Below are 23,194 nucleotides of genomic sequence, written 5' to 3' on the forward strand. Positions count from 1 at the left end.
CCGCCCCGGCCGGTGCGCCGGGGTCAGTGGGCGTCCAGGGTGACCGTGAAGGAGAAGCGGTCGCCGCGGTAGTGGATGCGGGCCACGTCCAGGGCGCGGCCGTCCTCGCCGTGGACGATGCCCGTGTAGTGCAGGATCGGGCTCAGCAGCGGTACTTGGAGCAGCCGGGCCGTCTCCGGGTCGGCGAGCCGCGCCTCGACCGTGTCCGTGATCCGGCTGATCCGCACCCCCACCACGTCGCGCAGCACCTTGGTCATCGGCCGCCGCAGCAGGTCCTCCGGGTCGATCAGCGCCGCCAGTTCGGGCCGGACGTAGTTGCGCGCGTGGTTGGTCGGCTCGCCGGTCTTCTCGTCGCTGCGCAGCCGGTGGTACGCCCCCACCTCGGTCAGGTCCGGGAAGTACTCGGTGAGTTCGCCCGGCACCGGCACGGTGCCGTGGTCCAGCAGCTCGGTCGTCATCCCCGACTGCTGGGCCACGATCGTGTCCACCGAGCCGAGCAGCCGCACCGGCGCGCCCCGCTGGGCGCTCGGCTCGATGAACGTGCCGCGCCGGCGGTGGCGCGTGATGAGCCCCTCGTCCTCCAGCTCCTTGAGCGCCTGCCGCATGGTCAGCACGCTCACCCCGTAGTGCCCCGCCAACTGCTCCTCGGTGGGCAGCCGCAGCGGGTCCGACGGCGCCCGCCCGAGTATCGAGGCGCGCAGGGACTGCGACACCTGGTACCAGAGCGGCAGTTTGCGGTTCAGGACGATCGAGTCCGGGGCGAATGAGGTCACGAGGGTAATCCGTACCGGTCGCGGGCGTTCAGTGCAACGGCCGGAAGTGCCGCTGCAGGCCCTGCCACACGTCGTCGTAGGCGGGCTGGAGGTGCCCGGCGCCCGCCGCCTGCGCCGTCGCGGTCACCGGCCAGCGGGTCTCGAACATGAAGGCAAGGCCGTCGTCCACCTTCTGCGGCCGCAGCTCCGCCGCGCTCGCCCGGTCGAAGGTCTCACGGTCCGGACCGTGCGCCGACATCATGTTGTGCAGCGACCCGCCGCCCGGCACGAAGCCGCCCTCCCCGGCCGTCTTCGCGTCGTACGCCCCCTCGATCAGCCCCATGTACTCGCTCATCACGTTCCGGTGGAAGTACGGCGGCCGGAACGTGTCCTCGCCCACCAGCCAGCGCGGCGCGAAGACCACGAAGTCGACGCCGGCGAGGCCCGGGGTGTCCGACGGGGAGGTCAGCACCGTGAAGATCGACGGGTCCGGGTGGTCGTAGCTGATGCTGCCGAGCACATTGAAGCGCCGCAGGTCGTAGACGTACGGAACGTGGTTGCCGTGCCAGGCGACCACGTCCAGCGGCGAGTGGTCGTACCGCGCGGTCCAGAGGTTGCCGCAGAACTTGTTGACCACCTCGACGCCGCCCGCCTCCGCGTCGTCCTCGCAGGCGGCGACCGGGGCCATGAAGTCCCGGGCGTTCGCCAGGCCGTTGGCGCCGATCGGGCCGAGGTCGGGCAGCTGGAACGGCGCCCCGTAGTTCTCGCACACGTAACCGCGGGCCGTGGAGTCCAGCAGCTCCACCCGGAAGCGGACCCCGCGCGGGATCAGGGCGACATGGCCGGGCTCCGCCCGCAGCATCCCGAACTCCGTGCGCAGCAGCAGTCCGCCGCGCTCCGGGACGATCAGCAGTTCGCCGTCCGCGTCGCTGAACACCCGGTCCATCGAGGAGTCGGCGTGGTACAGGTGCACGGCCATGCCGACGCGCTGGGCGGCGTCGCCGTTGCCGCCGAGCGTCCACAGGCCCGCCAGGAAGTCGGTGCCGGGCGCGGGCACGGGCAGCGGATTCCAGCGCAGCCGGTTGGGGTCGGGCACCGACTCCGTGAAGGGAGCCGTGCGGATCGCCCCGTTGTCCACGCGGGTGAACGCGGGATGCGCGGCCGACGGGCGGATCCGGTACAGCCAGGAACGCCGGTTGTGGGCCCTCGGCTCGGTGAAGGCCGAACCGCTCAACTGCTCCGCGTACAGCCCGAGAGGGGCGCGCTGCGGCGAGTTGCGGCCGTGCGGCAACGCGCCGGGGACCGCCTCCGAACTGTGCTCGTTGCCGAATCCGGAGAGATAGGCCAGCCCTTCGGCCGTCTTCCGCGCGTCCCCGCTCATGATCGCTCCCTTGCGCCCGATTCCTATGCATCACCGTAGGATTCGGTTCCGTCCCGCGCAAGGGGGAGGAGCCGGAACCAGACCTGAGGGGGATCCGCGCGGCCCGGGCGGTGCTCTAGGGTCCGGATCATGTCGTGGACGCGGGGAGTACGTGCCGCGCTCGCGGTCTGCGTACTGCTCAGCGGTTCGGCGGGCTGCGACAGCGGTGACACGCGGGGGGACGGGGAAGAGGTGTCGGCCTCGCCGGTGGGCAAGGTGCTGGACGCCACGGACGAGAAGGGGCGGCACTACCGTGAGGTGGACGGGAAGGGCGCGCCACGGGTGGCCGTCGAGGTGCAGCCGGACGCCCGGGGCGACGGCTGGGACGTACGGCTGACCGTCCACGGCTTCCGCTTCTCGCCCGCCGGTACGAGCCGGGTGGCCGTACCGGGCCGGGGCCTGGCCCTCCTCTACCTCGACGGCCGGCCGATCGCCCTGCTGCGCGGCGGCGGCCACCACCTCTCCGACGACCTCGTCCCGCGCGGCACCCACCACGTCACCGCGCGCCTGTACGCGGACGACGGCACGGTCTGGGCCGTCGGCGGCAGGCCCGTGGAGAGCACGGCCGACATCACGGAGTCGGACGCCTCCGGGATCCCCACGCCCGCGGTGAGCGCGACAGGCACCGGGGCCCGTACCGAGGGGGGAGGTTCACCGGACTCCGGCGGAAAGGCATCATGAGGCCCGTGCCCCACACGACTTCGTTGCGCCGCCCGCCCGTGCAGCGGCGCAGTGCCGAACGGCTGACCAGGATCCTCGACGCGTGCGCCGGCCTCCTCGACGAGGTCGGCTACGAGGAGCTGAGCACCCGGGCGGTGGCCCAGCGGGCCGGTGTGCCCATCGGCTCCGTGTACCGCTTCTTCGGCAACAAGCGCGCGATGGTCGGCGCGCTCGCCCAGCGCAACCTGGAGCGCTTCAGCGAGAGGATCGTCCGCAGGCTGGCGGAGACGGACGGCGACGGCGAACCCCTGATCCGGCGGGACGGGAACCCGGGCGGAGGCTGGCGGGCCGCCGTGGACGCGGTGCTCGACGAGTACCTCGTCATGAAGCGGACGGCGCCCGGCTTCTCCCTGGTCGACTTCGGCAACCAGATCCCGGTCGGCGCCCGTGACACCGAGCCCAACCACCGCGTCGCCGGCCGCCTCGCCGACCTGCTCGCCGAGTTCGTCGGCCGGGCGCCCGACGACGGCCTGCGGCGCACCGTCCTGGTCGCCGTGGAGACCGCCGACACCCTGGTCCACCTGGCCTTCCGGGTGGACCCCGCCGGGGACGAGGGGGTCATCGAGGAGACCCGTGTCCTGCTCAGGGCGTACCTGTCCCGGACCCTCGACGATCCGGGAACGCCCGACGCCGGCGACTGACCCGGCCCCGCCCGGCTCGCCCGCCGGTCCGTCGCCGGTCGCCCGCCCGGACCGGCGAGGGCCCGTACGGGTTCCGGACCGGCCCCGCCCGTACCGGACCACCCGCCTGCACCCGGCCGTCCGGCCGCCCCGCGCGAATTGCTCCCGCGAGCACCCTCCCCACCATGCATACCGGTCGGTATGCTCACCCCCGTCCGCGCGCCACCGCCGTCGCCCACCGGGAGGACCCCGTGTCCCGCACCACCGGCCCCACCGCCGACACCCGTACCGCCCCGCGGATCTGCCCCCTGTGCGAGGCCACCTGCGGGCTGACCCTCACCATCGAGGGCACCCGGGTGACCGGGGCCCGGGGGGATGCGGACGACGTGTTCAGCCGCGGCTTCGTCTGCCCGAAGGGCGCCGCGTTCGGTGCCGTCGACGGGGACCCGGACCGGCTGCGCACGCCCCTCGTCCGGGTGGACGGCGAGCTGCGCGAGGCGACCTGGGACGAGGCGTTCGACGCGGTCGCCGCGGGCCTGCGCCCCGTGGCCGAGCGGTACGGACCGCACGCCGTCGCCGTCGTCCTCGGCAACCCGAACGTGCACACCATGGCCGGCGCCCTCTACCCGCCCCTCCTGATCGCCGGGCTCGGCACCCGCAGCCTGTTCACGGCCTCCACCGTCGACCAGATGCCCAAACACGTCTCCAGCGGGCTCCTCTTCGGCGACCCGTTCGCCATCCCCGTGCCCGACCTGGACCGCACCGACCACCTGCTGCTCATCGGCGCCAACCCGCTGGAGTCCAACGGCAGTCTGTGCACCGCCCCCGACTTCCCCGGGAAGCTGCGGGCGCTGCGGGCCCGCGGCGGCACGCTGACCGTGATCGATCCCCGGCGCACCCGCACCGCCCGCCTCGCCGACCGGCACGTGCCGATCCGCCCCGGAACCGACGCGCTGCTCCTCGCCGCGATGGCGCACGTCCTGTACGAGGAGCACCTCGTCGCCCTCGGCGACCTCGCTCCGCACGTCCAGGACGTGGAGGAACTGGCCGCCGCCGTACGGGACTTCACCCCTGAGGCGGTCAGCGGTGCGTGTGACGTGCCGGCGGAGACGATCCGCGTCCTCGCCCGGGAACTCGCCGCCGCGCCCACCGCCGCCGTCTACGCCCGGATCGGCAGCTGCACCGTCCCGCACGGCACCCTGGCGAGCTGGCTCGTCGACGTCCTCAACACCCTCACCGGCAATCTCGACCGCCCCGGCGGGGCCCTCTTCCCGCTGGCCGCCACCGACCGCACACCCCGGCCCGCCGGCCCCGGCCGCGGATTCGCGCTCGGACGCTGGCGCAGCAGGGTGAGCGGGCACCCCGAGGCCAAGGGGGAGCTGCCGCTGTCGGCGCTGGCCGAGGAGATCGACACCGCCACGGACGAGGGGACCCCGGTCCGCGCGGTCGTCACCGTCGCCGCCAACCCCGTCCTCTCCGCCCCGGACGGCGACCGGCTCGACAAGGCCCTCGGCTCACTGGACTTCATGGTCAGCGTCGACCCGTACCTGGGCGAGACGTCGCGCCACGCGGACGTCGTGCTGCCCCCGCCGCCGCCCTCGCAGGCCCCGCACCACGACTTCGCCTTCAACGCCCTCGCCGTGCGCAACCAGGTCCGCCACACCCGCGCTGCCGTCCCGCTGGAGCCGGGCCGGATGGCCGAGACGGAGATCCTCGCCCGGCTCGTCCTCGCCGCCACCGGACGCCACGGAGCCGATCCCGCCGCCGTCGACGCGATGGTCGTCGACTCCACCCTCGGCAGGGCCGTCACCGAACCGCACTCCCCGGTGCACGGCCGCGACCCGCGCGAGCTCGCCGCCGCCCTCACCGGCGACGACGGCCCCGAGCGGCGGCTCGACATGATGCTGCGCCTCGGTCCGTACGGGGACGGTTTCGGCGCCCGGCCCGACGGGCTGAGCCTGGCGAAGCTGCTCGACCATCCGCACGGGATCGACCTCGGCCCTCTCGGCCCCCGCCTGCCGCAGCCCCTGAGGACCCGCAGCGGCCGCGTCGAACTGCTGCCCGAGCCGATCGCCGCCGACCTGCCGAGGCTGCGCGCCGCGCTCCACGAGCGGCCCGAGGGCCTGGTCCTGATCGGCCGGCGCCATCTGCGGTCCAACAACAGCTGGCTGCACAACGTGCCCTCCCTCACCGGCGGCAGCAACCGCTGCACCCTGCACGTCCACCCCGAGGACGCCGGGCCTCTCGGGATCGCCGACGGGGCGCCGGTGCGGGTCAGGGGCGCCGGGGGAGCGGTGACCGCCACCGCCGAGGTGACGGACGCCGTGCGGCGCGGAGTGGTGAGCCTGCCGCACGGCTGGGGCCACGACCGGCCCGGCACCCGCACGGGCCACGCCGCCCTGGACCCCGGCGTCAACGTCAACCAGCTCCTCGACGGCAGCCTCCTCGACCCGCTCTCGGGCAACGCCGTCCTCAACGGCGTACCGGTGGAACTGGAGCCGGTCCCGGCGACCTGAGACCCGGCGACCTGAGACCCGGCTCGCCCGAGCGCACGGCTGTGACCTGGACTTTTGCGCTTATTGCTCACGTGTCAACGTCTTGTTAACGCTCGCGGCGCCGCCCTAACGTCGCCCGCAACCGCCGTCCCCGGTGGCTGTTCAAGGGCGAACGTTAGGTACCCATCCATGCTGACCATCCTCGGCTTCGCCATGATCGCGACCTTCCTGGTCCTGATCATGCTGAAGAAGATGTCGCCGATCGCGGCACTCGTGCTGATCCCCGCGCTCTTCTGCGTGTTCGTCGGAAAGGGCGCCCGGCTCGGCGACTACGTCATCGACGGCGTCACCGACCTCGCGCCCACAGCGGCGATGCTGATGTTCGCGATCGTCTACTTCGGCGTGATGATCGACGTCGGTCTGTTCGACCCGATCGTCCGGGCCATCCTGCGCTTCTGCAAGGCCGACCCGCTGCGCGTCGTCGTCGGCACGGCGCTGCTCGCGGCGATCGTCTCCCTCGACGGCGACGGCTCGACCACCTTCATGATCACCGTCTCGGCGATGTATCCGCTGTACAAGCGCCTGAGGATGAGCCTCGTCGTGATGACGGGCGTCGCCGCGATGGCCAACGGCGTGATGAACACCCTGCCGTGGGGCGGCCCGACCGCCCGCGCCGCGACCGCGCTGAAGCTGGACGCGAGCGACATCTTCGTTCCGATGGTCCCCGCACTCGCCGTCGGCCTGCTCGGCGTCCTCGTCCTCGCCTACGTCCTCGGCCGCCGGGAGCGCAAGCGGCTCGGCACGCTGACGCTGGACGAGGCGCTGCGGCCGGAGGAGACCGGGACGGTCCTCGTCGGCGCGGGCGAGAGCGCCTCCGCCGCGGGCGCGGGAGTCATGGGCACGGGAGCCGCGGGCAAGGGCGCAGCCGGCAAGGTCCCGGCGGGCACGGGCGGTCCGGGCACCGGCGCGGCCGCGGGCTCCGGTCCGGGCCCGGACGCCGGCCCGGAGGCGGGCGACGACGAGGCCGACGGCGGCTTCCAGGGCCTCGACCCGCACCGCGCCACCCTGCGCCCCCGGCTGTACTGGTTCAACGCGGCCCTCACCGTGGCCCTGCTCACCGCCATGATCATGGAGTGGCTGCCGATCCCGGTGCTGTTCCTGCTCAGCGCCGCCCTCGCGCTCACCGTCAACTTCCCCCACATGCCCGACCAGAAGGCCCGCATCGGCGCCCACGCCGAGAACGTCCTCAACGTCTCCGGCATGGTCTTCGCCGCCGCCGTCTTCACCGGAGTCCTCCAGGGCACCGGCATGGTCGACCACATGGCCGAGTGGCTGGTCGCCGACATCCCCGACGGCCTGGGCCCGCACATGGCCTTCGTCACCGGCGTCCTGAGCATCCCGCTCACGTACTTCATGTCCAACGACGGTTTCTACTTCGGCATCCTCCCGGTCCTCGCCGAGGCCGGCCACGCCCACGGCGTCTCCTCGCTGGAGATCGCCCGCGCCTCGCTCGTCGGCCAGCCCCTGCACATGTCCAGCCCGCTGGTCCCCGCCGTGTACGTGCTGGTCGGCATGGCCAAGGTCGAGTTCGGCGACCACACCAGGTTCGTCGTCAAGTGGGCGGCGCTGGTCTCGCTGGTGGTGCTCGGGGCCGGGATCCTCTTCGGCACCATCTGATGTCCGGCGCCACCCATGACGAACGGCCCGGCAGGAGCTGGCTGCTGCGCCTCGTCATCGCCTTCGCCCTCGCTCAGGGGGCGGTGTCGATGGCGCGGCCCGCCGTCTCCTACCGGGCCCTCGCGCTGGGCGCGGACGAGCGGGCGGTCGGCGTCGTCGCCGGTGTCTACGCCCTGCTCCCGCTGCTGGCCGCCGTGCCGCTCGGCCGCAGGACCGACCGCGGCCGCTGTGTCCCGCTGCTGTACGCCGGCGTCGTCCTCATCGCCGGCGGCTGCGCCCTGAGCGGCGTCGCCGGCTCCCTGCCCGCGATGGCGGCCTGGAGCGGGGTGATGGGCCTCGGGCACCTGTGCTTCGTCATCGGCGCGCAGTCGATCGTCGCCCGCCGGTCCGACCCGCGCGAACAGGACCGCGACTTCGGCCACTTCACCATCGGCGCCTCCCTCGGCCAGCTCGTCGGGCCGATCGCCGCGGGAGCCCTCGTCGGGGGCCCCGGCACGGCCCGCGCCGGCGCGCCGGCCCTGCTCGTCGCGGGCGTCCTCGCGGCGGCCTCCGCCGGCTCGCTGTGGCGGATCGAACGCCCGCTCCCGTCCACGTCCCGCGCCGTGCGCGGCGGCCGTGTCCCGGCCCACCGCATCCTGCGCACCCGTGGCGTGCCCGCGGGCATCTTCATCAGCCTCGCCGTGCTGTCGGCGACGGACGTCCTCACGGCGTACCTGCCCGTCGTCGGCGAGCACCGGGGTATCGCGCCCATCGTGATCGGGCTGCTGCTGAGCCTGCGGGCCGCGCCGACCATCGCCTGCCGGCTGGTGATGGCGCCGATGCTGCGGCGGCTCGGGCGGGCCGGGCTGCTCACCGCGACCTGTCTGCCGGCCGCGCTGCTGTGCGCCTGGATCGCGCTGCCCGTCCCCGTCGGGGCCTTCGCCGTGATGCTCGCCGCACTCGGTTTCTGTCTCGGCGTCGGCCAGCCGCTGTCCATGACGACCGTCGTCCAGGCCGCGCCCGACGACGCCCGCTCCACCGCGCTCGCCCTGCGGCTGACCGGCAACCGGGTGGGCCAGGTGGCCGCTCCGGCCGGCGCCGGCCTGGTCGCCGGGGTGGCCGGGGTGGCGGCGCCCTTCGTCATGCTCGGCGCGCTGCTGCTGGTCGCCGCGGGGGTGGCGCTGCGCTCCCCGGCGCCGGCCGGACGGGTCCCGGAGGGCCGGGAGGGTGTGCGTCCGGCGCCGTGACGGGGCTCCGCGCCGGGCGGGTCGCCGCACGCACCCCGATCCGGTTGGGCCGGAGGGGCGATATCCGACGACCCGTCCGGCGAGGCGCGCGTGGCGGGCGAGGAGACGTGAAAGAGAGTCAGGTGAAAGAGCGATTTGTATGAAAATCGTCTGACTCGGAGGACATGCACATGCCTACCACGCCACTCTCCCGCCCTGTCGGAGCGCGCGTCGGCGCGGCCGCCGTCCTGGCGGGGCTCACGGTCGCCGGCACCGCCTGGATCGGCGCGCCGGCGGCCTTCGCCGCCCCCGGGGACGGAGGCGACCTCAGGATCCACCGCGTGGGCACCCCGGTCGGCGTGCCCAGGGACGACGCCAGGGTCTGCCGGTTCTACCTCGACGCGACCAACTTCGACGGGGCGGGGAGCACCACGTACACGATCGTGGCCCAGCCTCCGCTGCCCAACACCCCGACGCTCTCCGGGACCCTCACCCTCGCGGCGGGCGTCGGCCACACCGAACCGCTCGCCCTGGCCGAGGGTCAGTACAAGCTCACCTGGACCGTCGCGGGCGTCGGCATCCCCCAGACGGAGAAGATCTTCCGGGTCGAGTGCCGCGAGGGCGAGCGCGAGGGCGGGCACGGCGAGCGGGACGGCAACGACCCGCAGGGCGGCGACCGGGGCAACGACTCGCAGGGCGGCGGCCGGTCCGAGCAGGGCGGCGGCGAGGAGGGCCCCCGGGGCGGCGTCCACGCCGGCGGCGGCGGACTCGCCCACATGACGGGAGGGTTCTCACCGCTCGCCGCGACGGCGACCGTCGGGCTGGTCGTGGGCGGCGGCGTCGCGTACCTCCGGCTGATCCGCCGCCGGCCCGATGGCGCCGCGTAGACGCCGCCGCAGGCCCTGGCGCCGCACCCGCGCCTACCGCCTCGCCAGGACGTTCGTGCTCGCGATCGTCCTGGTGGCGGTCGGCGTCCGGATCGCCCACAACGACGCGCCGGTCCACCCGGCCGTCGCCGGCCACGGCGCCCCCGCGCCGGACCGGCCCGGGGCCGACGCGCGGGGCGGCGCGCCCGCCCCGGCGCACGGCGCCGCGCCCGCCCGCCCCGCTCCCGGACCGCCGCCCCGGCCGCTGCCGCGGTCCCGGGCCACCGTCCTGCGTATCCCACACCTGGGCATCAAGGCACCGGTGGTCGTGATCGGGCTCGGCCGTGACCGGCAACTGGCCACCCCGCCGGTCGACAAGCCCCGGCTCGTCGGCTGGTACAAGGACGGTCCGGCACCCGGTGAGAAGGGCACGGCGATCGTCGTCGGCCACCGCGACACCAGAACGGGGCCCGCCGTCTTCGCGGCCCTCGGCCAGCTTCCGCCCGGCCGCCCGGTCGAGGTCCGGCGCGCCGACGGGCGGACCGCCGTCTACACCGTCGACGCCGTCCGGACGTACGACAAGGCCCACTTCCCCGACAAGGAGGTGTACGGGCCCAGCGACCGCCCGGAGTTGCGCCTGATCACCTGCGGCGGCGCCTACGACCGGAAGACGGGCTACGCGAGCAATGTCGTGGTCTTCGCCCATCTGACGGCGACGCGGGAGCCGGGCCGTCCGGCACACGGTGGCTGATGAACCTCCGGAACGGAAAGGGCGTGAAGTGGGCTTGCGTACGGGCGTGATGTGACGGTGTCCGCGCGGGGGATCGGCCCTGACGTGCCCGAACGGCGCTGAACGCATGCGTCCGCTTTTCCGGTGGAGAGACGTCCGCTTCCCCTCGCGGCGAACCGGACCGTCCGGATCACGCCGCGCGTCTTCCCCCGGGCATGCGCGGTCCGTTAACTTCCGTGACTCTACGGCCCGTACGACCCGTGCGGGACATCCGACCGCGGAGCGCCAGCGCCCTGTGAGCCCTCGGGGGGCACCCCTCATGACACGCGCCATCTCCCTGCACCACGTCAGCAAGGCCTACACGCGAGGCCACCGCGTGATCGAGCGCCTGTCGCTCGACGTGAGGCCCGGCGAGTTCCTGGTCCTGCTCGGACCGTCCGGCTGCGGCAAGTCCACCGTGCTCCGCATGATCGCGGGACTGGAGGAGATCAGCGAGGGCGAGCTGCGGCTGGACGGCGAGTACGCCAACGACCTGCCGCCCTCCGCCCGCGACATGGCGATGGTCTTCCAGAACTTCGCCCTCTACCCGAGCATGACCAGCCGCGACAACATCGGCTTCCCGCTGCGCATCGAGGCGCCCGGCGCGGACCCCCGCCCCCGGGTGGACGCCACCGCCCGGATGCTCGGCATCGAGGATCTGCTGGACCGCTTCCCCAGCCAGCTCTCCGGCGGCGAACGCCAGCGCGTCGCCATGGGCCGCGCGATAGCCCGCCATCCGTCGGCCTTCCTGATGGACGAGCCGCTGTCCAATCTCGACGCCAAGCTCCGCAACCACCTGCGGGCCGAGATCGCCAAGCTCACCCGGGACCTCGGCGTCACCACCGTGTACGTCACCCACGACCAGGCCGAGGCGATGTCGCTGGGCGACCGGGTCGCCGTGCTGCGCGGCGGCGTGCTGCAGCAGCTCGCCACCCCGCGCACCGTCTACGCGCTGCCCGCGAACGTCTTCGTCGCCGCCTTCATCGGCACCCCGCGGATCAACCTGCTGCGCGGGCTCGTCCGCGCGCCGCTCGACGGGGCGATGACCATCAGCCTCGGCAAGCAGTTCCTCCGGCTGCCCGAACCCCTGTCCCTGGACCACCAGTTGCTGCGCGTGCAGCAGGGCCGCGAGGTCATCGTGGGGCTGCGCTCCGAGGCCGTCAGGATCGCCAAGCCCTCCTCCGCCCGGCCCGGCGAGGTGGCCATCAGCGGCCTGGTCGAGCACGTCGAGTTCCAGGGGCACGAGGTCCTCGTCCATTTCAACACGGGCTCCCAGCCCGCCGTCGTACCCGACCTGGAGGCGCCGCGCCCGGCCGCGCCGGTGCGGCGCAGGCGCCGTGAGGGCACCGTCCTGAACCGGCTGAAGGAGCGGGCCGGCGCACTGCGCGCCGGAGCCGTGGGCGGTCATGGAGCACCCCGCCGACGAAAGGGCCGAGGTCATGGGCCGGGCGCCCGCCGAGGCCATCCTGCCCGGCGACCTCGTGGTGCGCACCACGCCCGACATCATGCTGCGCGAGGGCATGCAGGTCCCGCTGCTCGTCGACATCGCCCATCTCTTCGTCTTCGACCAGCACGGCGAGCGGATCTGCCCGGCGCCGGACCACCTGCCGGAACTGGAGGAGTGAAGAGGGCGCACCGGGAGCGGGGCGCGGGACGCGTGGGCGGGCGGCCGGTGGACGTGGGGGAGCGGGGGTGTCCTCTGGCGCCGCAAAACTATCATCGCTAGTTTAGGGTGCGGACCACGCGGCCCCCAGGAGGAGCACCATGAAGGCACATGACGCCCTGTACATCGACGGGGCCTGGCGCCCCGCCGCCGGCCACGACACGATCGAGGTCGTGAACCCGGCGGACGAGCAGGTGGTGGGCCGGGTCCCGGCGGGCACCGTCGAGGACGTCGACGCCGCCGTGCGCGCCGCCCGCGCCGCCCTCCCGGCCTGGGCCGCCACCCCGCCCGCCGGACGGGCCGCGCTGATCGGCGCCCTCCGCGACGTCCTGGTGGCCCGCAAGGACGAGATCGCCGAGACCGTCACGGCCGAGCTGGGCTCACCGCTGCCGCTGTCCCAGGCGGTGCACGCCGGTGTCCCCGTCATGGTGGCCGGTTCGTACGCGGAGCTGGCGGCCACGTACGCCTTCGAGGAGAAGGTCGGGAACTCGACCGTCCACCACGAGCCGGTCGGCGTCGTCGGCGCGATCACGCCCTGGAACTACCCGCTGCACCAGATCGTCGCCAAGGTCGCCCCCGCGCTGGCCGCGGGCTGCACCGTGGTCCTCAAGCCCGCCGAGGACACCCCACTGACCGCCCAGCTCTTCGCCGAGGCCGTGGCCGAGGCGGGCATTCCGGCCGGGGTCTTCAACCTCGTCACCGGACTCGGCCCGGTCGCGGGCCAGGCGCTCGCCGAGCACGCCGGCGTCGACCTGGTCTCCTTCACCGGTTCCACGGCCGTCGGCCGGAAGATCGGCGCGATCGCCGGCGCCGCCGTCAAGCGGGTCGCCCTCGAACTCGGCGGCAAGTCCGCCAACGTCATCCTGCCGGGCGCCGACCTCGCCCGGGCCGTCGGCGTCGGCGTCGCCAACGTCATGACCAACTCCGGTCAGACGTGCAGCGCGTGGACCCGGATGCTCGTCCACACCTCCCGGTACGAGGAGGCGGTCGAGCTGGCGGCGGCGGCCGCCGCCAAGTACGCGGACCGCATCGGTCCCGTCGTCAACGCCAAGCAGCAGCGGCGCGTCCTCGGATACATCGAGAAGGGCGTCGCGGAGGGCGCCCGGCTCGTCGCGGGCGGTCCCGAGGCCCCGCGCGCCCAGGGCTACTACGTCGCGCCGACCGTCTTCGCCGACGTCACGCCCGAGATGACCGTCGCCCAGGAGGAGATCTTCGGACCGGTCCTCACGATCATCCGGTACGAGGACGAGGACGACGCCCTGCGCATCGCCAACGGCACGGTCTACGGCCTCGCCGGGGCCGTCTGGGCGGCCGACGACGCCGAGGCCGTCGCGTTCGCCCGCAGCCTCGACACCGGGCAGGTCGACATCAACGGAGGCCGGTTCAACCCCCTCGCCCCGTTCGGCGGGTACAAGCAGTCGGGCGTCGGACGCGAACTGGGCGCCCACGGCCTGTCCGAATACCTCCAGACCAAGTCCCTCCAGTTCTAGGCCGCTTCGTTTCCCGGGCACTTCGCCCCGGTCCGCCCGCCGTCCCCGTTTCCTGGATTCCGAGGAGTTCCGCGCACCATGGTCCGCGCCGTCGTACTGCCCGCCGTAGGTGCTCCGCTGGAGATCACCGAGATCGATCTGCCGGAGCCGGGACCCGGGCAGGTGCGCGTCAAGCTCGCCGCCGCCGGGGTCTGCCACTCCGACCTCTCCCTGTCCGACGGCACCATGAGGGTGCCGGTCCCCGCGGTCCTCGGCCACGAGGGCGCCGGCACCGTCGTCTCCGTCGGCGAGGGGGTCACCCACGTCGCCCCCGGCGACGGCGTCTGCCTCAACTGGGCGCCGTCCTGCGGGGTGTGCCACGCCTGCTCGCTCGGCGAGGTCTGGCTGTGCGCCGACGCGCTCACCGGCGCCGGGAACGTGTACGCGCGCCGGGCCGACGGGACGGACCTGCACCCCGGCCTGAACGTCGCGGCGTTCGCCGAGGAGACCGTCGTGGCCGCCGCCTGCGTCCTGCCCGTACCGGACGGGGTGCCGCTCACCGACGCGGCCCTCCTGGGCTGCGCGGTGCTCACCGGGTACGGGGCCGTCCACCACTCCGCCCGTGTCCGGGAGGGCGAGACCGTCGCAGTCTTCGGGGTCGGCGGGGTCGGCCTCGCGACCCTGCAGGCCGCCCGGATCGCGGGCGCCTCGAAGATCGTCGCCGTGGACGTCTCCCCGGAGAAGGAGTCCCTCGCCCGTGACGCCGGGGCCACCGACTACGTGACGGCCTCCGACACCACCGCCCGGGACATCCGTGCCCTCACCGGCAGGCAGGGCGTCGACGTGGCCGTGGAGTGCGTGGGCCGCGCCGTGACCATCCGCACCGCCTGGGAGTCCACCCGGCGCGGCGGGCGCACCACGGTCGTCGGCATCGGCGGCAAGGACCAGCAGGTCACCTTCAACGCGCTGGAGATCTTCCACTGGGGAAGGACCCTCTCGGGCTGCGTCTACGGCAACTCGGACCCGGCGAGGGACCTGCCGGTGCTCGCCGGTCACGTCCGGGCCGGCCGCCTCGACCTCGGCGCCCTGGTCACCGAGCGGATCGGCCTCGACGGCATCCCGGCCGCGTTCGACAACATGATCGCGGGCAAGGGCGGACGGGCGCTGGTGGTCTTCTAGGGTCTTCCGTCCGGATCAGGCCGGATCAGGCGGCGCCGCTCCTTGGTCCGGCCTGATCAGGGAGCGGCGCCGGGCTCTCGCGCGCCCGGCCCGTTGCGGGCCCGTTCCGGCCCGGCCTGTACGCCCGCCCGCTCAGGCCCGCTCAGGCCCGCTCAGGCCCGCTCAGGCCCGCTCGTGCCCGGCCTCCGGCCGGGGTTCCGTGGCCACCGTGGGCCCGGTGGCCACCGTGGGCCCGGTGACCGGCGCCGACCCGGTGACCCGCGCCGGTCCCGCGACCGGCGCGGGGGCCGCCGCCGAGCGGGCGCGCGGCCGGGAGCGGGACACCGCCACGCCCGCCAGGCACAGCGCTCCGCCCGCCAGGGTCAGCGGCCCCGGCACCTCGTCGAGGGCCAGCCAGGACATCAGGACGACCAGCGCGGGCACGGCGTACGTCGTCGCGCCCATCCGGCTCGCCGTCGTCCGCGCGAGGGCGTACGCCCAGGTCGTGAACGCCAGGGCGGTCGGGAAGATCCCCAGGTAGACCATGTTCAGGGTGGCCCGGACGGGCGCCGCGGCGGCGTCGTGCACGAGCTGCCCCGCGAACGGCAGACAGGCCAGGGCACCGATCAGGCAGCCGAACGTGGTCACCTGCAACGGGGTCGCCCGGCCCAGCGCGGGCTTCTGCGCGACCACACCGGCGGCGTAGGCGGCGGCGGCGAGCAGGCACAGGACGACTCCGAGCACCGACGAGCCGCCCCCGCCGGACATGGACAGGCCCACCGCGACCGCGCCGGCGAAGGAGACCCCCATGCCCGCCAGCAGCCGGGGCGGCATCGCGTCACCGAGCAGCCGGGAGCCGAGCAGGGCGATCAGGATCGGGCCGATGTTCACGACGAGCGCCGCCGTTCCGGCGTCCACCTGCTGCTCCCCCCAGTTGAGCGCCACCATGTAGAAGCCGAACCAGAGGACCCCGGATATCGCGATCCCGCGCCACGCCGGGCGCGGCGGCAGGCCCTCCCGGCGCACGAGGCACAGGACGGCCAGCGCGAGGGCTCCGGCGAGCAGCCGCCCGAGGGCCAGCGCGCCGGGCGCGTACGCGGCCCCCGCGCTGCGGATCGAGACGAAGGCCGAGGCCCACAGGACGACGGTGACCGTGGCCGCCGCGGCGGCCAGCAGTTCCGTACGGCGGGCGGACGCGGACGCGGACGCGGGCGAGGGGGACGACATCTTGCTCCAGACGCTGGGTGGGGCGGGGTGGACGGGGGTGGACGGGTGGAGGCCGGTCAGCGCAGTGCCGCCGGGGCGATACCCAGGAGTTCCAGGAGCGCGCTCTCGCCCTCGGGGGTGACCTTCACGGCCCGCTCCGAGCCGACGCGCACGCACCAGCGCGCGTCCAGGGCGTGCCGGCACAGGGCCGCCCCGGCGACGCCCGCGAGGTGGGGCCGGCGCTCGGTCCAGTCGAGGCAGGCGCGGGTCAGCGGGCGCCGCCCGGAGCGTTCCAGGCCGATGCCCACGGCGCCGAACCAGCGCAGGCCGTCGTCGGTGAGCGCGAAGCCGGTGTCCTGGCGCAGCAGCCCCCGGGCGGTCAGGGCGTCGGTGACCGCGATGCCGAGGCGTCCCGCGAGGTGGTCGTAGCAGGTGCGGCCGCGCGCCATGGCGGAGCGGGCGCCCGACTCCCGCAGGGTGCGGGGGCGATCCGCCTCGCCGGCCGGGCCGGCCCCCGTGACGTGGGCGGACAGGTCCTCCACGAGCTGCGCGGCCCGGGGACCGGCGAGGCGCACGTACCGGTGGCGCCCCTGCCGTTCCTCCGTGAGGAGACCGCCGGCGACGAGTCTGCCGAGGTGCTCGCTGGCGGTGGAGGCGGCGACCCCCGCGTGCCGGGCCAGCTCGCCCGCCGTCCACGCCCGCCCGTCGAGCAGCGCGAGCAGGAACGCGGCGCGCGTCTCGTCGGCGATCAGCGCGGCGAGCCCGGCCAGCCGCGCGGCCGGTCCGCTCACCGCCGGGCGCCGGGTGGGTCGTGTGGTCATGCCCCCAGCATGGGACACGGACGGTTCGGCCGGGACCGAAGGGTCGCCTCCGGGCCCGCTGCCGGACCCCCGCCGCCCCGAAGGCGGCGTGGCCGGGCGCCCGTCGCGCCTCACGGCAGCCGGGACACCTGCTCGTACTGCTGGGTCAGTCCGTCCAGAAGCGCCCGCAGTCCCGTCTCGAAGGCGCGCTCGTCGATCTTCTCCTGCTGTTCGGCGAGGCGGTGCGCCTGCCCGAGGTGCGGGTAGTCGGCCGGGTCGTACGCGTCCACGTCGTCCACGAAGCCCCCGGCGAACGAGCCGAGCGCGGAGCCCATGATGAAGTACCGCATCAGCGCCCCGATGGAGGTCGCCTGCGCCGGCGGCCACCCCGCGTCGACCATCGCGCCGAACACCGCGTCGGCGAGCCGCAGTCCGGCCGGCCGGCGGCCGGGCCCGCGGGCGAGGACCGGCACGATGTTGGGGTGGTCGCGCAGCGCCGCCCGGTAGGAGACGGCCCAGTCGTGCAGGGCCGTACGCCACGCGCGGCCGTCCTCGAACATCGACAGGTCGACCTGCGCGCTGACCGAGTCCGCCACGGCCTCCAGGATCTGGTCCTTGGTGCGGAAGTGGTTGTAGAGGGAGGGCCCGCTGACCCCCAGCTCGGCCGCGAGCCGGCGCGTCGAGACGGCCGCGAGTCCCTCGGCGTCCACCAGGGCCCGGGCCGTCTCGACGATGCGGTCGGTGCTCAGGAGGGGCTTGCGCGGTCGGGCCATGGCGCACATAGTAGGGCTGCCCACTGAAACTAGCAGTGCTAATTTAAATGTGCGGTTTTCCCTCCGCGCAGCGAATGGGGTGACTCGTCATGAACCTGGAGCTCAGCGAGGAGCAGACGGCCGTCCGCCGGCTCGCCAAGGACTTCGTGGACCGCGAGATAACCCCGCACGCCGTCGCATGGGACCGCGCCGAGGCCGTCGACCGTTCGATCGTGAAGAAGCTCGGCGAGGTCGGCTTCCTCGGGCTCACCGTCGACGAGGAGTACGGCGGCAGCGGCGGCGACCACCTCGCGTACTGCCTGGTCACCGAGGAGCTGGGGCGGGGTGACTCCTCCGTGCGCGGCATCGTCTCCGTCTCCCTCGGCCTCGTCGCCAAGACCGTCGCGTCCTGGGGGAGCGAGGAGCAGAAGCGGCGCTGGCTGCCGGGGCTCACCTCGGGCGAGTACGTGGGCTGCTTCGGCCTCACCGAGCCCGGCACGGGGTCGGACGCGGGCAGTCTCGCCACCCGCGCGGTCCGCGACGGCGGGGACTACGTCATCAACGGCACGAAGATGTTCATCACCAACGGCACGTGGGCCGACGTCGTGCTGCTCTTCGCCCGGTCCACCGACGCCCCCGGACACAAGGGCGTCTCGGCGTTCCTGGTGCCCGCCGACAGCCCCGGACTGACCCGCCGCACCGTCCACGGCAAGCTCGGGCTGCGCGGGCAGGCCACCGCCGAGCTGGTCCTCGAGGACGTGCGCGTGCCCGCGAGCGCCATGCTCGCCCCCGAGGGCAAGGGGTTCTCCGTCGCCATGTCCGCGCTCGCCAAGGGCCGGATGTCGGTGGCGGCGGGCTGCGTCGGCATCGCCCAGGCCGCGCTGGACGCCGCCGTGCGGTACGCGACCGAGCGGGAGCAGTTCGGCAAGGTCATCGCCCGCCACCAGCTCGTCCAGGAGCTGATCAGCGACATCGCGGTCGACGTGGACGCGGCCCGGCTGCTCACCTGGCGCGTCGCCGACCTCGTCGACCGCCAGGAGCCCTTCGCGACCGAGTCCTCCACGGCCAAGCTGTTCGCCTCGGAGGCGGCCGTGCGCGCCGCGAACAACGCCCTCCAGGTCTTCGGGGGTTACGGCTACATCGACGAGTACCCGGTCGGCAAACTGCTGCGCGACGCCCGCGTGATGACCCTCTACGAAGGCACCAGCCAGATCCAGAAGCTGGTCATCGGGCGCGCGCTGACCGGGGTGTCGGCGTTCTGAACGACGCCGCCCGGCGCCGCGCGGGCACGCGCCCGCGCGGGGAACGGCGGGCATCTGAGTACCGGACTGAGTAGCGCGGCGGATGTGCCCGCGCCCGCGCCGGCCGATGCTGGCGGCATGAGTGACACACCGGTCAAGCAGCAGTCCACGACGGCCTTCTACGGCCAGGCGGTCGCGTCCTTCGGCGTGGCGATGGCGGCCACCTCGCTCGGCATCTACAACCTGCACACGGACGCCTGGGTCCGCGCCTTCCTCGCGATCGCCGTGCTGTACCTGGTCACGTCCGCCTTCACCCTCGCCAAGGTCATCCGCGACCGACAGGAGGTCGGGCAGATCGTCAGCCGGGTGGATCAGGCGAGACTCGACAAGATGCTCGCCGAGTACGACCCCTACAAGACGCCCTGACCTGTGCCTCCCGGCTACGCCCCGGGCCGGACGGGCCCTAAGCGCCTGCTCATGCGCAGGGGTATGGTGTGCGTCCTGGCACGGGAAGGGGCGAGTGATGGGTACGGCGGAGGAGACGGCGGGCGGCGACGCGCAGCCGTGGGGCGAGGTCACCCCGGACGCGGCGCGGCGCTTGCTGATCGCCGCCGTGGAGGCCTTCGCCGAGCGCGGCTACCACGCGACGACGACGCGGGACATCGCGGGCCGCGCGGGCATGAGCCCGGCGGCGCTCTACATCCACTACAAGACCAAGGAAGAGCTGCTCCACCGGATCAGCAGGATCGGCCACGAGAAGGCCGTCGAGATCCTGCGGACGGCGGCGGGCCGTGAGGGCACCGCCGCCGAGCGCCTCGCCGACGCGGTGAGCTCCTTCGTCCGCTGGCACGCCGGCGGCCGGACCACCGCCCGGGTCGTCCAGTACGAGCTGGACTCGCTCGGCCCGGACGCCCGCGCCGAGATCCTCGCGCTGCGCCGCCAGGTCGACGCCGAGGTGCGCGGCATCATCCAGGACGGGGTCGCCGCCGGTGACTTCGACGTGCCCGACGTACCGGGCACCACGCTCGCCGTGCTCTCGCTCTGCATCGACGTGGCGCGCTGGTTCAACGTGAACGGCCCCCGCACGCCCGACGAGGTCGGCGAACTCTACGCCGACCTCGTCCTGCGGATGGTGGGGGCGAGGTAGTACCGCCGGGTCGGCCCACCGGCTCAGAAGTAGTACCGGGAGACCGACTCCGCCACGCACACGGGCTTGTCGCCGCCCTCCCGCTCGACCGTCACCGCCGCCGTGACCTGGACGCCGCCGCCCGCCTCGGTGACGTCCGTGAGCACGGCGGTGGCGCGCAGCCGCGAGCCCACCGGCACCGGCGCGGGGAAGCGCACCTTGTTGCTGCCGTAGTTGACGCCCATCTTCATGCCCTCGACCCGCAGCACCTGGGGGACGAGCGCCGGCAGCAGAGACAGGGTCAGATAGCCGTGGGCGATGGTCGTGCCGAAGGGCCCCGCGGCGGCCTTCTCCGGGTCCACGTGGATCCACTGGTGGTCGCCCGTGGCGTCCGCGAAGAGGTCGATCCGCTTCTGGTCGATCTCCAGCCAGTCGCTGTGGCCCAACTGCTCGCCCACCGCCGCCACGAGCTCCTCGGCGGACGTGAAGATCCTCGGCTCTGCCATGTTCCCGGCCTCCCGCGTGTCAATGTCTAAGCGACTGCTTAGCATGGTCGGGGTCGCGGCTCATGTCAACGGCCGGGCGGGTGACGGCGGTGGGTAGGGTTCGAGGGGTGCCCCAGATCCCCGAGAAGATCCATGAACTCACGGTCGGCCAGCTGTCCGCCCGTAGCGGCGCGGCGGTCTCCGCCCTCCACTTCTACGAGTCCAAGGGCCTGATCAGCAGCCGCCGCACCGCGGGCAACCAGCGCCGCTACCACCGCGACACGCTGCGCCGCGTCGCGTTCGTGCGGGCCGCCCAGCGGGTCGGCATCCCGCTCGCCACGATCCGCGAGGCGCTCGCCGAACTCCCCGAGGAACGGACGCCCACCCGGGAGGACTGGGCCCGGCTCTCGGAGGCGTGGCGGTCCGAGCTCGACGAGCGCATCACCCGGCTGGGCCGCCTGCGCGACCACCTGACGGACTGCATCGGCTGCGGCTGCCTCTCCCTGGAGACCTGTGTGCTGTCCAACCCCGACGACGTCTTCGGCGGCCGTCTGACCGGCTCGCGGCTCCTGGTCGAGCGCGGGAACACGGGCCGTGGCGACCGCGCGGGTGCGGGACGGGGTGACGGCGCGGGTGCGGGCCGTGGCGACGGCGCGGGTGCGGGCCGGGGCGGTGGCGAAGAGCCCGGTGCCTGCCGCTGAGCGGCGGCGGCCGGGCTCCGGGTCACTCGTACTCCGTGCCACCCTTGCGTGTCAGGTAGGCGGGGCTGACCGCCTTCGCGATGGCTCGGCCGCCCGTCACCGGGCTGTACCGCTCGACGGCCGGCCTGATGACCACGCCCTCGCGCAGATGCAGGGCGCGCCCGGACACCGTCTCCCCGCCCGAGGCGGTCTCCAGGACCCGCTCGACGTCGTACGGGCCCTCGTACAGCCGTGGTACCAGCGGCAGTTCGCCGTCCAGCAGGAGGTGGGCGTCGAGCCAGCGGACCGTGCCGTCGATCTCCGCGCAGACGTCGAAGGCCGCGTACCCGAGCGTCTCGCGCCGGGCGTCGGCGCCGTAGGAGAGGTCCTGGACGCCCGCGCCGTACACCTCGCCGAAGATCCCGACCCGGCGCGCGCCGAGCCGTCCGGCGAGCCGCTCCGCCGCCCCGGCGACATCGTGGCCGCGCACGGCCCGCCAGTACAGGTTGCGCGGATTTTCTTTCAGGGCGAGCGACTTGGCGCCGAAACCCTTCGACGAGACATGGACCCGGTCCTCGTCGGCGAGGTAGGTCAGCAGACAGGCCGAACCGTGCAGCTTCTCGGTGAGGACGACCGGTTCGCCCGGCGCGAAGACGTCCGGATACCGCTGGATGTTCTCGATGTCGACCCAGGACAGCAGCCCGGGCGCCGACTCCACCTCGCCGTCCATCGTCGGCGGGACGGGCGGGACCCACTTGGTGATCCCGAGCCGCTCGGCGAAGTCGGTGCCCTCCGCCGCCGCCCGCGTCAGGTCGGTGTCCGCGAGGGCCTCCGGCCGGCAGACGATCCCCTGGGACAGCTCGCCGCGCAGCCGTACCGCCTTGACCCGGTCCGACCGGCTCCCCGCGAGACGCCCGGTCAGCCCCAGCTCCTCGATCAGCCCGGCCGGGAGCACGGACTGCTCCGGGATGTACACGGCGCACTCGCCGGTACGGTAGGCGCCCTTGGCCACGACGGCCCGGTACAGGCCCACCTGGGCCAGTTCGAGCGCGTCGGCGTTCGGGTGCTCGTGCACGGTCAGTACCTCGGCGGTGACCCGCAGGGTCGACATCGGTGACTCCTCGGTGTTCAGCTCTGTTTCATCGCCTCCAACTCTCCGTGGTGGAAAGGGCTTGAGCGAACCGATTTACGACTGCTAGGCCGAGCCGCGGAGCGCGCCCCTCCGGGTCCGTCCGTACACGTGCGGCTCACGCCGACACGAGCAGCCGGCCGCGCTTGGACTCCGCGAGTGCCTGGGACGTCAGCACCGGCCGCGGCACCACGATGCCGCAGGCCGCGCAGACCGGGCCCGACGACGGCTCGTGGGCCAGGTCGTACTTCCAGGCGAGACGGTCCCCGGCACAGACCGGGCAGACGGCACCAGGCTCGCGCTCCAGGGCGGCGATCAGCCGGCGCAGCACCTCCGCGAGCGGCTCGCCGGGGTGGACCCGCGGGTTGTCGCACCAGGCGACCCCGAACCCGCCCCACGTCAGCCGGTGCCAGTCGTCGACGCTGCCGGGGCTGCGCAGCCCGTCGTGCTTCTCCTTGCGGCGGCGCTCGGCGAACTCGACCTCGTAGGCGAGCCAGACCGACCGCGCCTCCTCCAGCTCCTCCAGCGCGGCCACCAGCCGCGCCGGGTCGGGTGAGCGGTCCTCGGGGCCGAATCCGGCCCGTGAGCACAGATGGTCCCAGGTCGCCCGATGCCCGTAAGGGGCGAACCGCTCAAGGCACTTGCGCAACGAGTAGCGCCGCAGTGCCAGATCGCTCCTCGGATCGCGCACCTGTCTCGCCAGACTCCGGAAACCGGCCATCGCCCTGCACCTCCGTCACACCTGCACCTGAACTTCGGTCACTTCGGCGTCGTCGTACGGACTCCGCCGAATAGACGTGCCGACCAGCGATTCGGCTCCATCCGATTTCGGATGACAGCCATCAGCGGACGCCGGTCCGCGTACGCCGCCCGGACGGCAGCCGCACGCCGTCCGGCCGCGCGCCGGTCACCGGCCGCCCGGTCGCTCGCCCTCCGCCAGTACGGACGGTCCTCCCGCGCT

Annotated in this window: 21 protein-coding genes and 1 pseudogene; 14 read left to right on the forward strand and 8 right to left on the reverse strand. The window is 73.9% G+C overall.

Annotation, left to right across the window (positions count from 1 at the left end; translation table 11 throughout):
• Positions 1-23: 23 nt before the first annotated feature.
• The gene (locus tag ACFY93_RS03175; RefSeq protein WP_391353092.1) at positions 24-773 is read right to left on the reverse strand and encodes a UTRA domain-containing protein; all 750 of its coding nucleotides are present in this window, start codon (positions 771-773) and stop codon (positions 24-26) included.
• A 28-nt stretch (positions 774-801) separates the two neighbouring features.
• Complete coding sequence (hmgA, locus tag ACFY93_RS03180; RefSeq protein ID WP_391353095.1) at positions 802-2,133, reverse strand: homogentisate 1,2-dioxygenase; 1,332 nt, start codon at positions 2,131-2,133, stop codon at positions 802-804.
• 129 nt (positions 2,134-2,262) lie between these two features.
• Here hmgA and ACFY93_RS03185 point away from each other — a divergent pair, with 129 nt between their 5' ends.
• The 10 genes and pseudogenes from ACFY93_RS03185 (at position 2,263) to ACFY93_RS03230 (ending at position 14,835) form a co-directional block, all read left to right on the forward strand.
• Positions 2,263-2,853, forward strand: a complete 591-nt coding sequence (locus ACFY93_RS03185; RefSeq protein WP_391353097.1) for a hypothetical protein — start codon at positions 2,263-2,265, stop codon at positions 2,851-2,853.
• Entirely contained in the window at positions 2,850-3,533 is a 684-nt protein-coding gene (locus ACFY93_RS03190) for a TetR family transcriptional regulator (RefSeq protein WP_391353099.1), read from the forward strand. The genes ACFY93_RS03185 and ACFY93_RS03190 overlap by 4 nt, the downstream gene beginning before the upstream one ends.
• A gap of 164 nt (positions 3,534-3,697) precedes the next feature.
• Positions 3,698-6,028 (forward strand): molybdopterin-dependent oxidoreductase, encoded by a 2,331-nt coding sequence (locus tag ACFY93_RS03195; RefSeq protein WP_391353101.1) that lies wholly within the window; start codon positions 3,698-3,700, stop codon positions 6,026-6,028.
• Positions 6,029-6,196: 168 nt separating this feature from the next.
• On the forward strand, positions 6,197-7,684 hold the full coding sequence (locus ACFY93_RS03200; protein ID WP_391353103.1) for a citrate:proton symporter: 1,488 nt from the start codon (positions 6,197-6,199) through the stop codon (positions 7,682-7,684).
• The gene (locus ACFY93_RS03205; protein ID WP_391353105.1) at positions 7,684-8,910 is read left to right on the forward strand and encodes an MFS transporter; all 1,227 of its coding nucleotides are present in this window, start codon (positions 7,684-7,686) and stop codon (positions 8,908-8,910) included. The genes ACFY93_RS03200 and ACFY93_RS03205 overlap by 1 nt, the downstream gene beginning before the upstream one ends.
• A gap of 170 nt (positions 8,911-9,080) precedes the next feature.
• Complete coding sequence (locus ACFY93_RS03210; RefSeq protein ID WP_391353107.1) at positions 9,081-9,776, forward strand: hypothetical protein; 696 nt, start codon at positions 9,081-9,083, stop codon at positions 9,774-9,776.
• Complete coding sequence (locus tag ACFY93_RS03215) at positions 9,763-10,506, forward strand: class F sortase (protein WP_391353109.1); 744 nt, start codon at positions 9,763-9,765, stop codon at positions 10,504-10,506. The genes ACFY93_RS03210 and ACFY93_RS03215 overlap by 14 nt, the downstream gene beginning before the upstream one ends.
• Positions 10,507-10,804: 298 nt before the next feature.
• Positions 10,805-12,149: pseudogene (locus ACFY93_RS03220) on the forward strand (ABC transporter ATP-binding protein).
• 139 nt (positions 12,150-12,288) lie between these two features.
• Entirely contained in the window at positions 12,289-13,677 is a 1,389-nt protein-coding gene (locus ACFY93_RS03225; protein WP_391353111.1) for an aldehyde dehydrogenase family protein, read from the forward strand.
• A 78-nt stretch (positions 13,678-13,755) separates the two neighbouring features.
• Positions 13,756-14,835, forward strand: coding sequence for a zinc-binding dehydrogenase (locus ACFY93_RS03230; RefSeq protein ID WP_391353113.1), 1,080 nt, complete (start codon positions 13,756-13,758; stop codon positions 14,833-14,835).
• 162 nt (positions 14,836-14,997) lie between these two features.
• Here ACFY93_RS03230 and ACFY93_RS03235 read toward each other — a convergent pair whose 3' ends face one another.
• The 3 genes from ACFY93_RS03235 to ACFY93_RS03245 form a co-directional block, all read right to left on the reverse strand.
• Positions 14,998-16,041, reverse strand: a complete 1,044-nt coding sequence (locus tag ACFY93_RS03235) for an EamA family transporter (RefSeq protein WP_391353114.1) — start codon at positions 16,039-16,041, stop codon at positions 14,998-15,000.
• Positions 16,042-16,097: 56 nt separating this feature from the next.
• A complete protein-coding gene (locus ACFY93_RS03240) occupies positions 16,098-16,841 on the reverse strand; it encodes a helix-turn-helix domain-containing protein (protein WP_391353116.1) in 744 nt (247 codons plus the stop codon).
• 110 nt (positions 16,842-16,951) lie between these two features.
• Positions 16,952-17,593 (reverse strand): TetR/AcrR family transcriptional regulator C-terminal domain-containing protein, encoded by a 642-nt coding sequence (locus ACFY93_RS03245; RefSeq protein ID WP_391353118.1) that lies wholly within the window; start codon positions 17,591-17,593, stop codon positions 16,952-16,954.
• Between the two features lie 89 nt (positions 17,594-17,682).
• Here ACFY93_RS03245 and ACFY93_RS03250 point away from each other — a divergent pair, with 89 nt between their 5' ends.
• The 3 genes from ACFY93_RS03250 to ACFY93_RS03260 all read left to right on the forward strand — a co-directional run bounded on the left by ACFY93_RS03250 (position 17,683) and on the right by ACFY93_RS03260 (position 19,960).
• Complete coding sequence (locus ACFY93_RS03250; protein ID WP_391353120.1) at positions 17,683-18,834, forward strand: acyl-CoA dehydrogenase family protein; 1,152 nt, start codon at positions 17,683-17,685, stop codon at positions 18,832-18,834.
• A 117-nt stretch (positions 18,835-18,951) separates the two neighbouring features.
• Positions 18,952-19,239 carry a YiaA/YiaB family inner membrane protein gene (locus tag ACFY93_RS03255; RefSeq protein ID WP_391353122.1) on the forward strand — a complete coding sequence of 96 codons (288 nt, stop codon included), beginning with the start codon at positions 18,952-18,954 and terminating at the stop codon, positions 19,237-19,239.
• Between the two features lie 97 nt (positions 19,240-19,336).
• The gene (locus tag ACFY93_RS03260) at positions 19,337-19,960 is read left to right on the forward strand and encodes a TetR family transcriptional regulator (RefSeq protein WP_391353124.1); all 624 of its coding nucleotides are present in this window, start codon (positions 19,337-19,339) and stop codon (positions 19,958-19,960) included.
• A 23-nt stretch (positions 19,961-19,983) separates the two neighbouring features.
• On the opposite strand, the gene ACFY93_RS03265 is transcribed toward ACFY93_RS03260, so the two are convergent.
• Complete coding sequence (locus ACFY93_RS03265) at positions 19,984-20,445, reverse strand: MaoC/PaaZ C-terminal domain-containing protein (protein WP_391353126.1); 462 nt, start codon at positions 20,443-20,445, stop codon at positions 19,984-19,986.
• A 107-nt stretch (positions 20,446-20,552) separates the two neighbouring features.
• On the opposite strand from ACFY93_RS03265, the gene soxR reads away from it, so the two are divergent.
• A complete protein-coding gene (gene soxR, locus ACFY93_RS03270) occupies positions 20,553-21,125 on the forward strand; it encodes a redox-sensitive transcriptional activator SoxR (RefSeq protein ID WP_391353128.1) in 573 nt (190 codons plus the stop codon).
• Between the two features lie 22 nt (positions 21,126-21,147).
• Here the strand turns inward: soxR and ACFY93_RS03275 are convergent, their stop codons facing one another.
• Together ACFY93_RS03275 and ACFY93_RS03280 are read right to left on the reverse strand one after the other, a co-directional pair.
• A complete protein-coding gene (locus tag ACFY93_RS03275; protein ID WP_391353130.1) occupies positions 21,148-22,215 on the reverse strand; it encodes an RNA ligase (ATP) in 1,068 nt (355 codons plus the stop codon).
• A 136-nt stretch (positions 22,216-22,351) separates the two neighbouring features.
• Positions 22,352-22,954 (reverse strand): hypothetical protein, encoded by a 603-nt coding sequence (locus ACFY93_RS03280; RefSeq protein WP_391353132.1) that lies wholly within the window; start codon positions 22,952-22,954, stop codon positions 22,352-22,354.
• Between the last annotated feature and the right edge of the window lie 240 nt (positions 22,955-23,194).

It is taken from the genome of Streptomyces sp. NPDC008313, from assembly GCF_042956125.1.
In the GTDB taxonomy this organism is placed as follows: Bacteria; Actinomycetota; Actinomycetes; order Streptomycetales; family Streptomycetaceae; genus Streptomyces.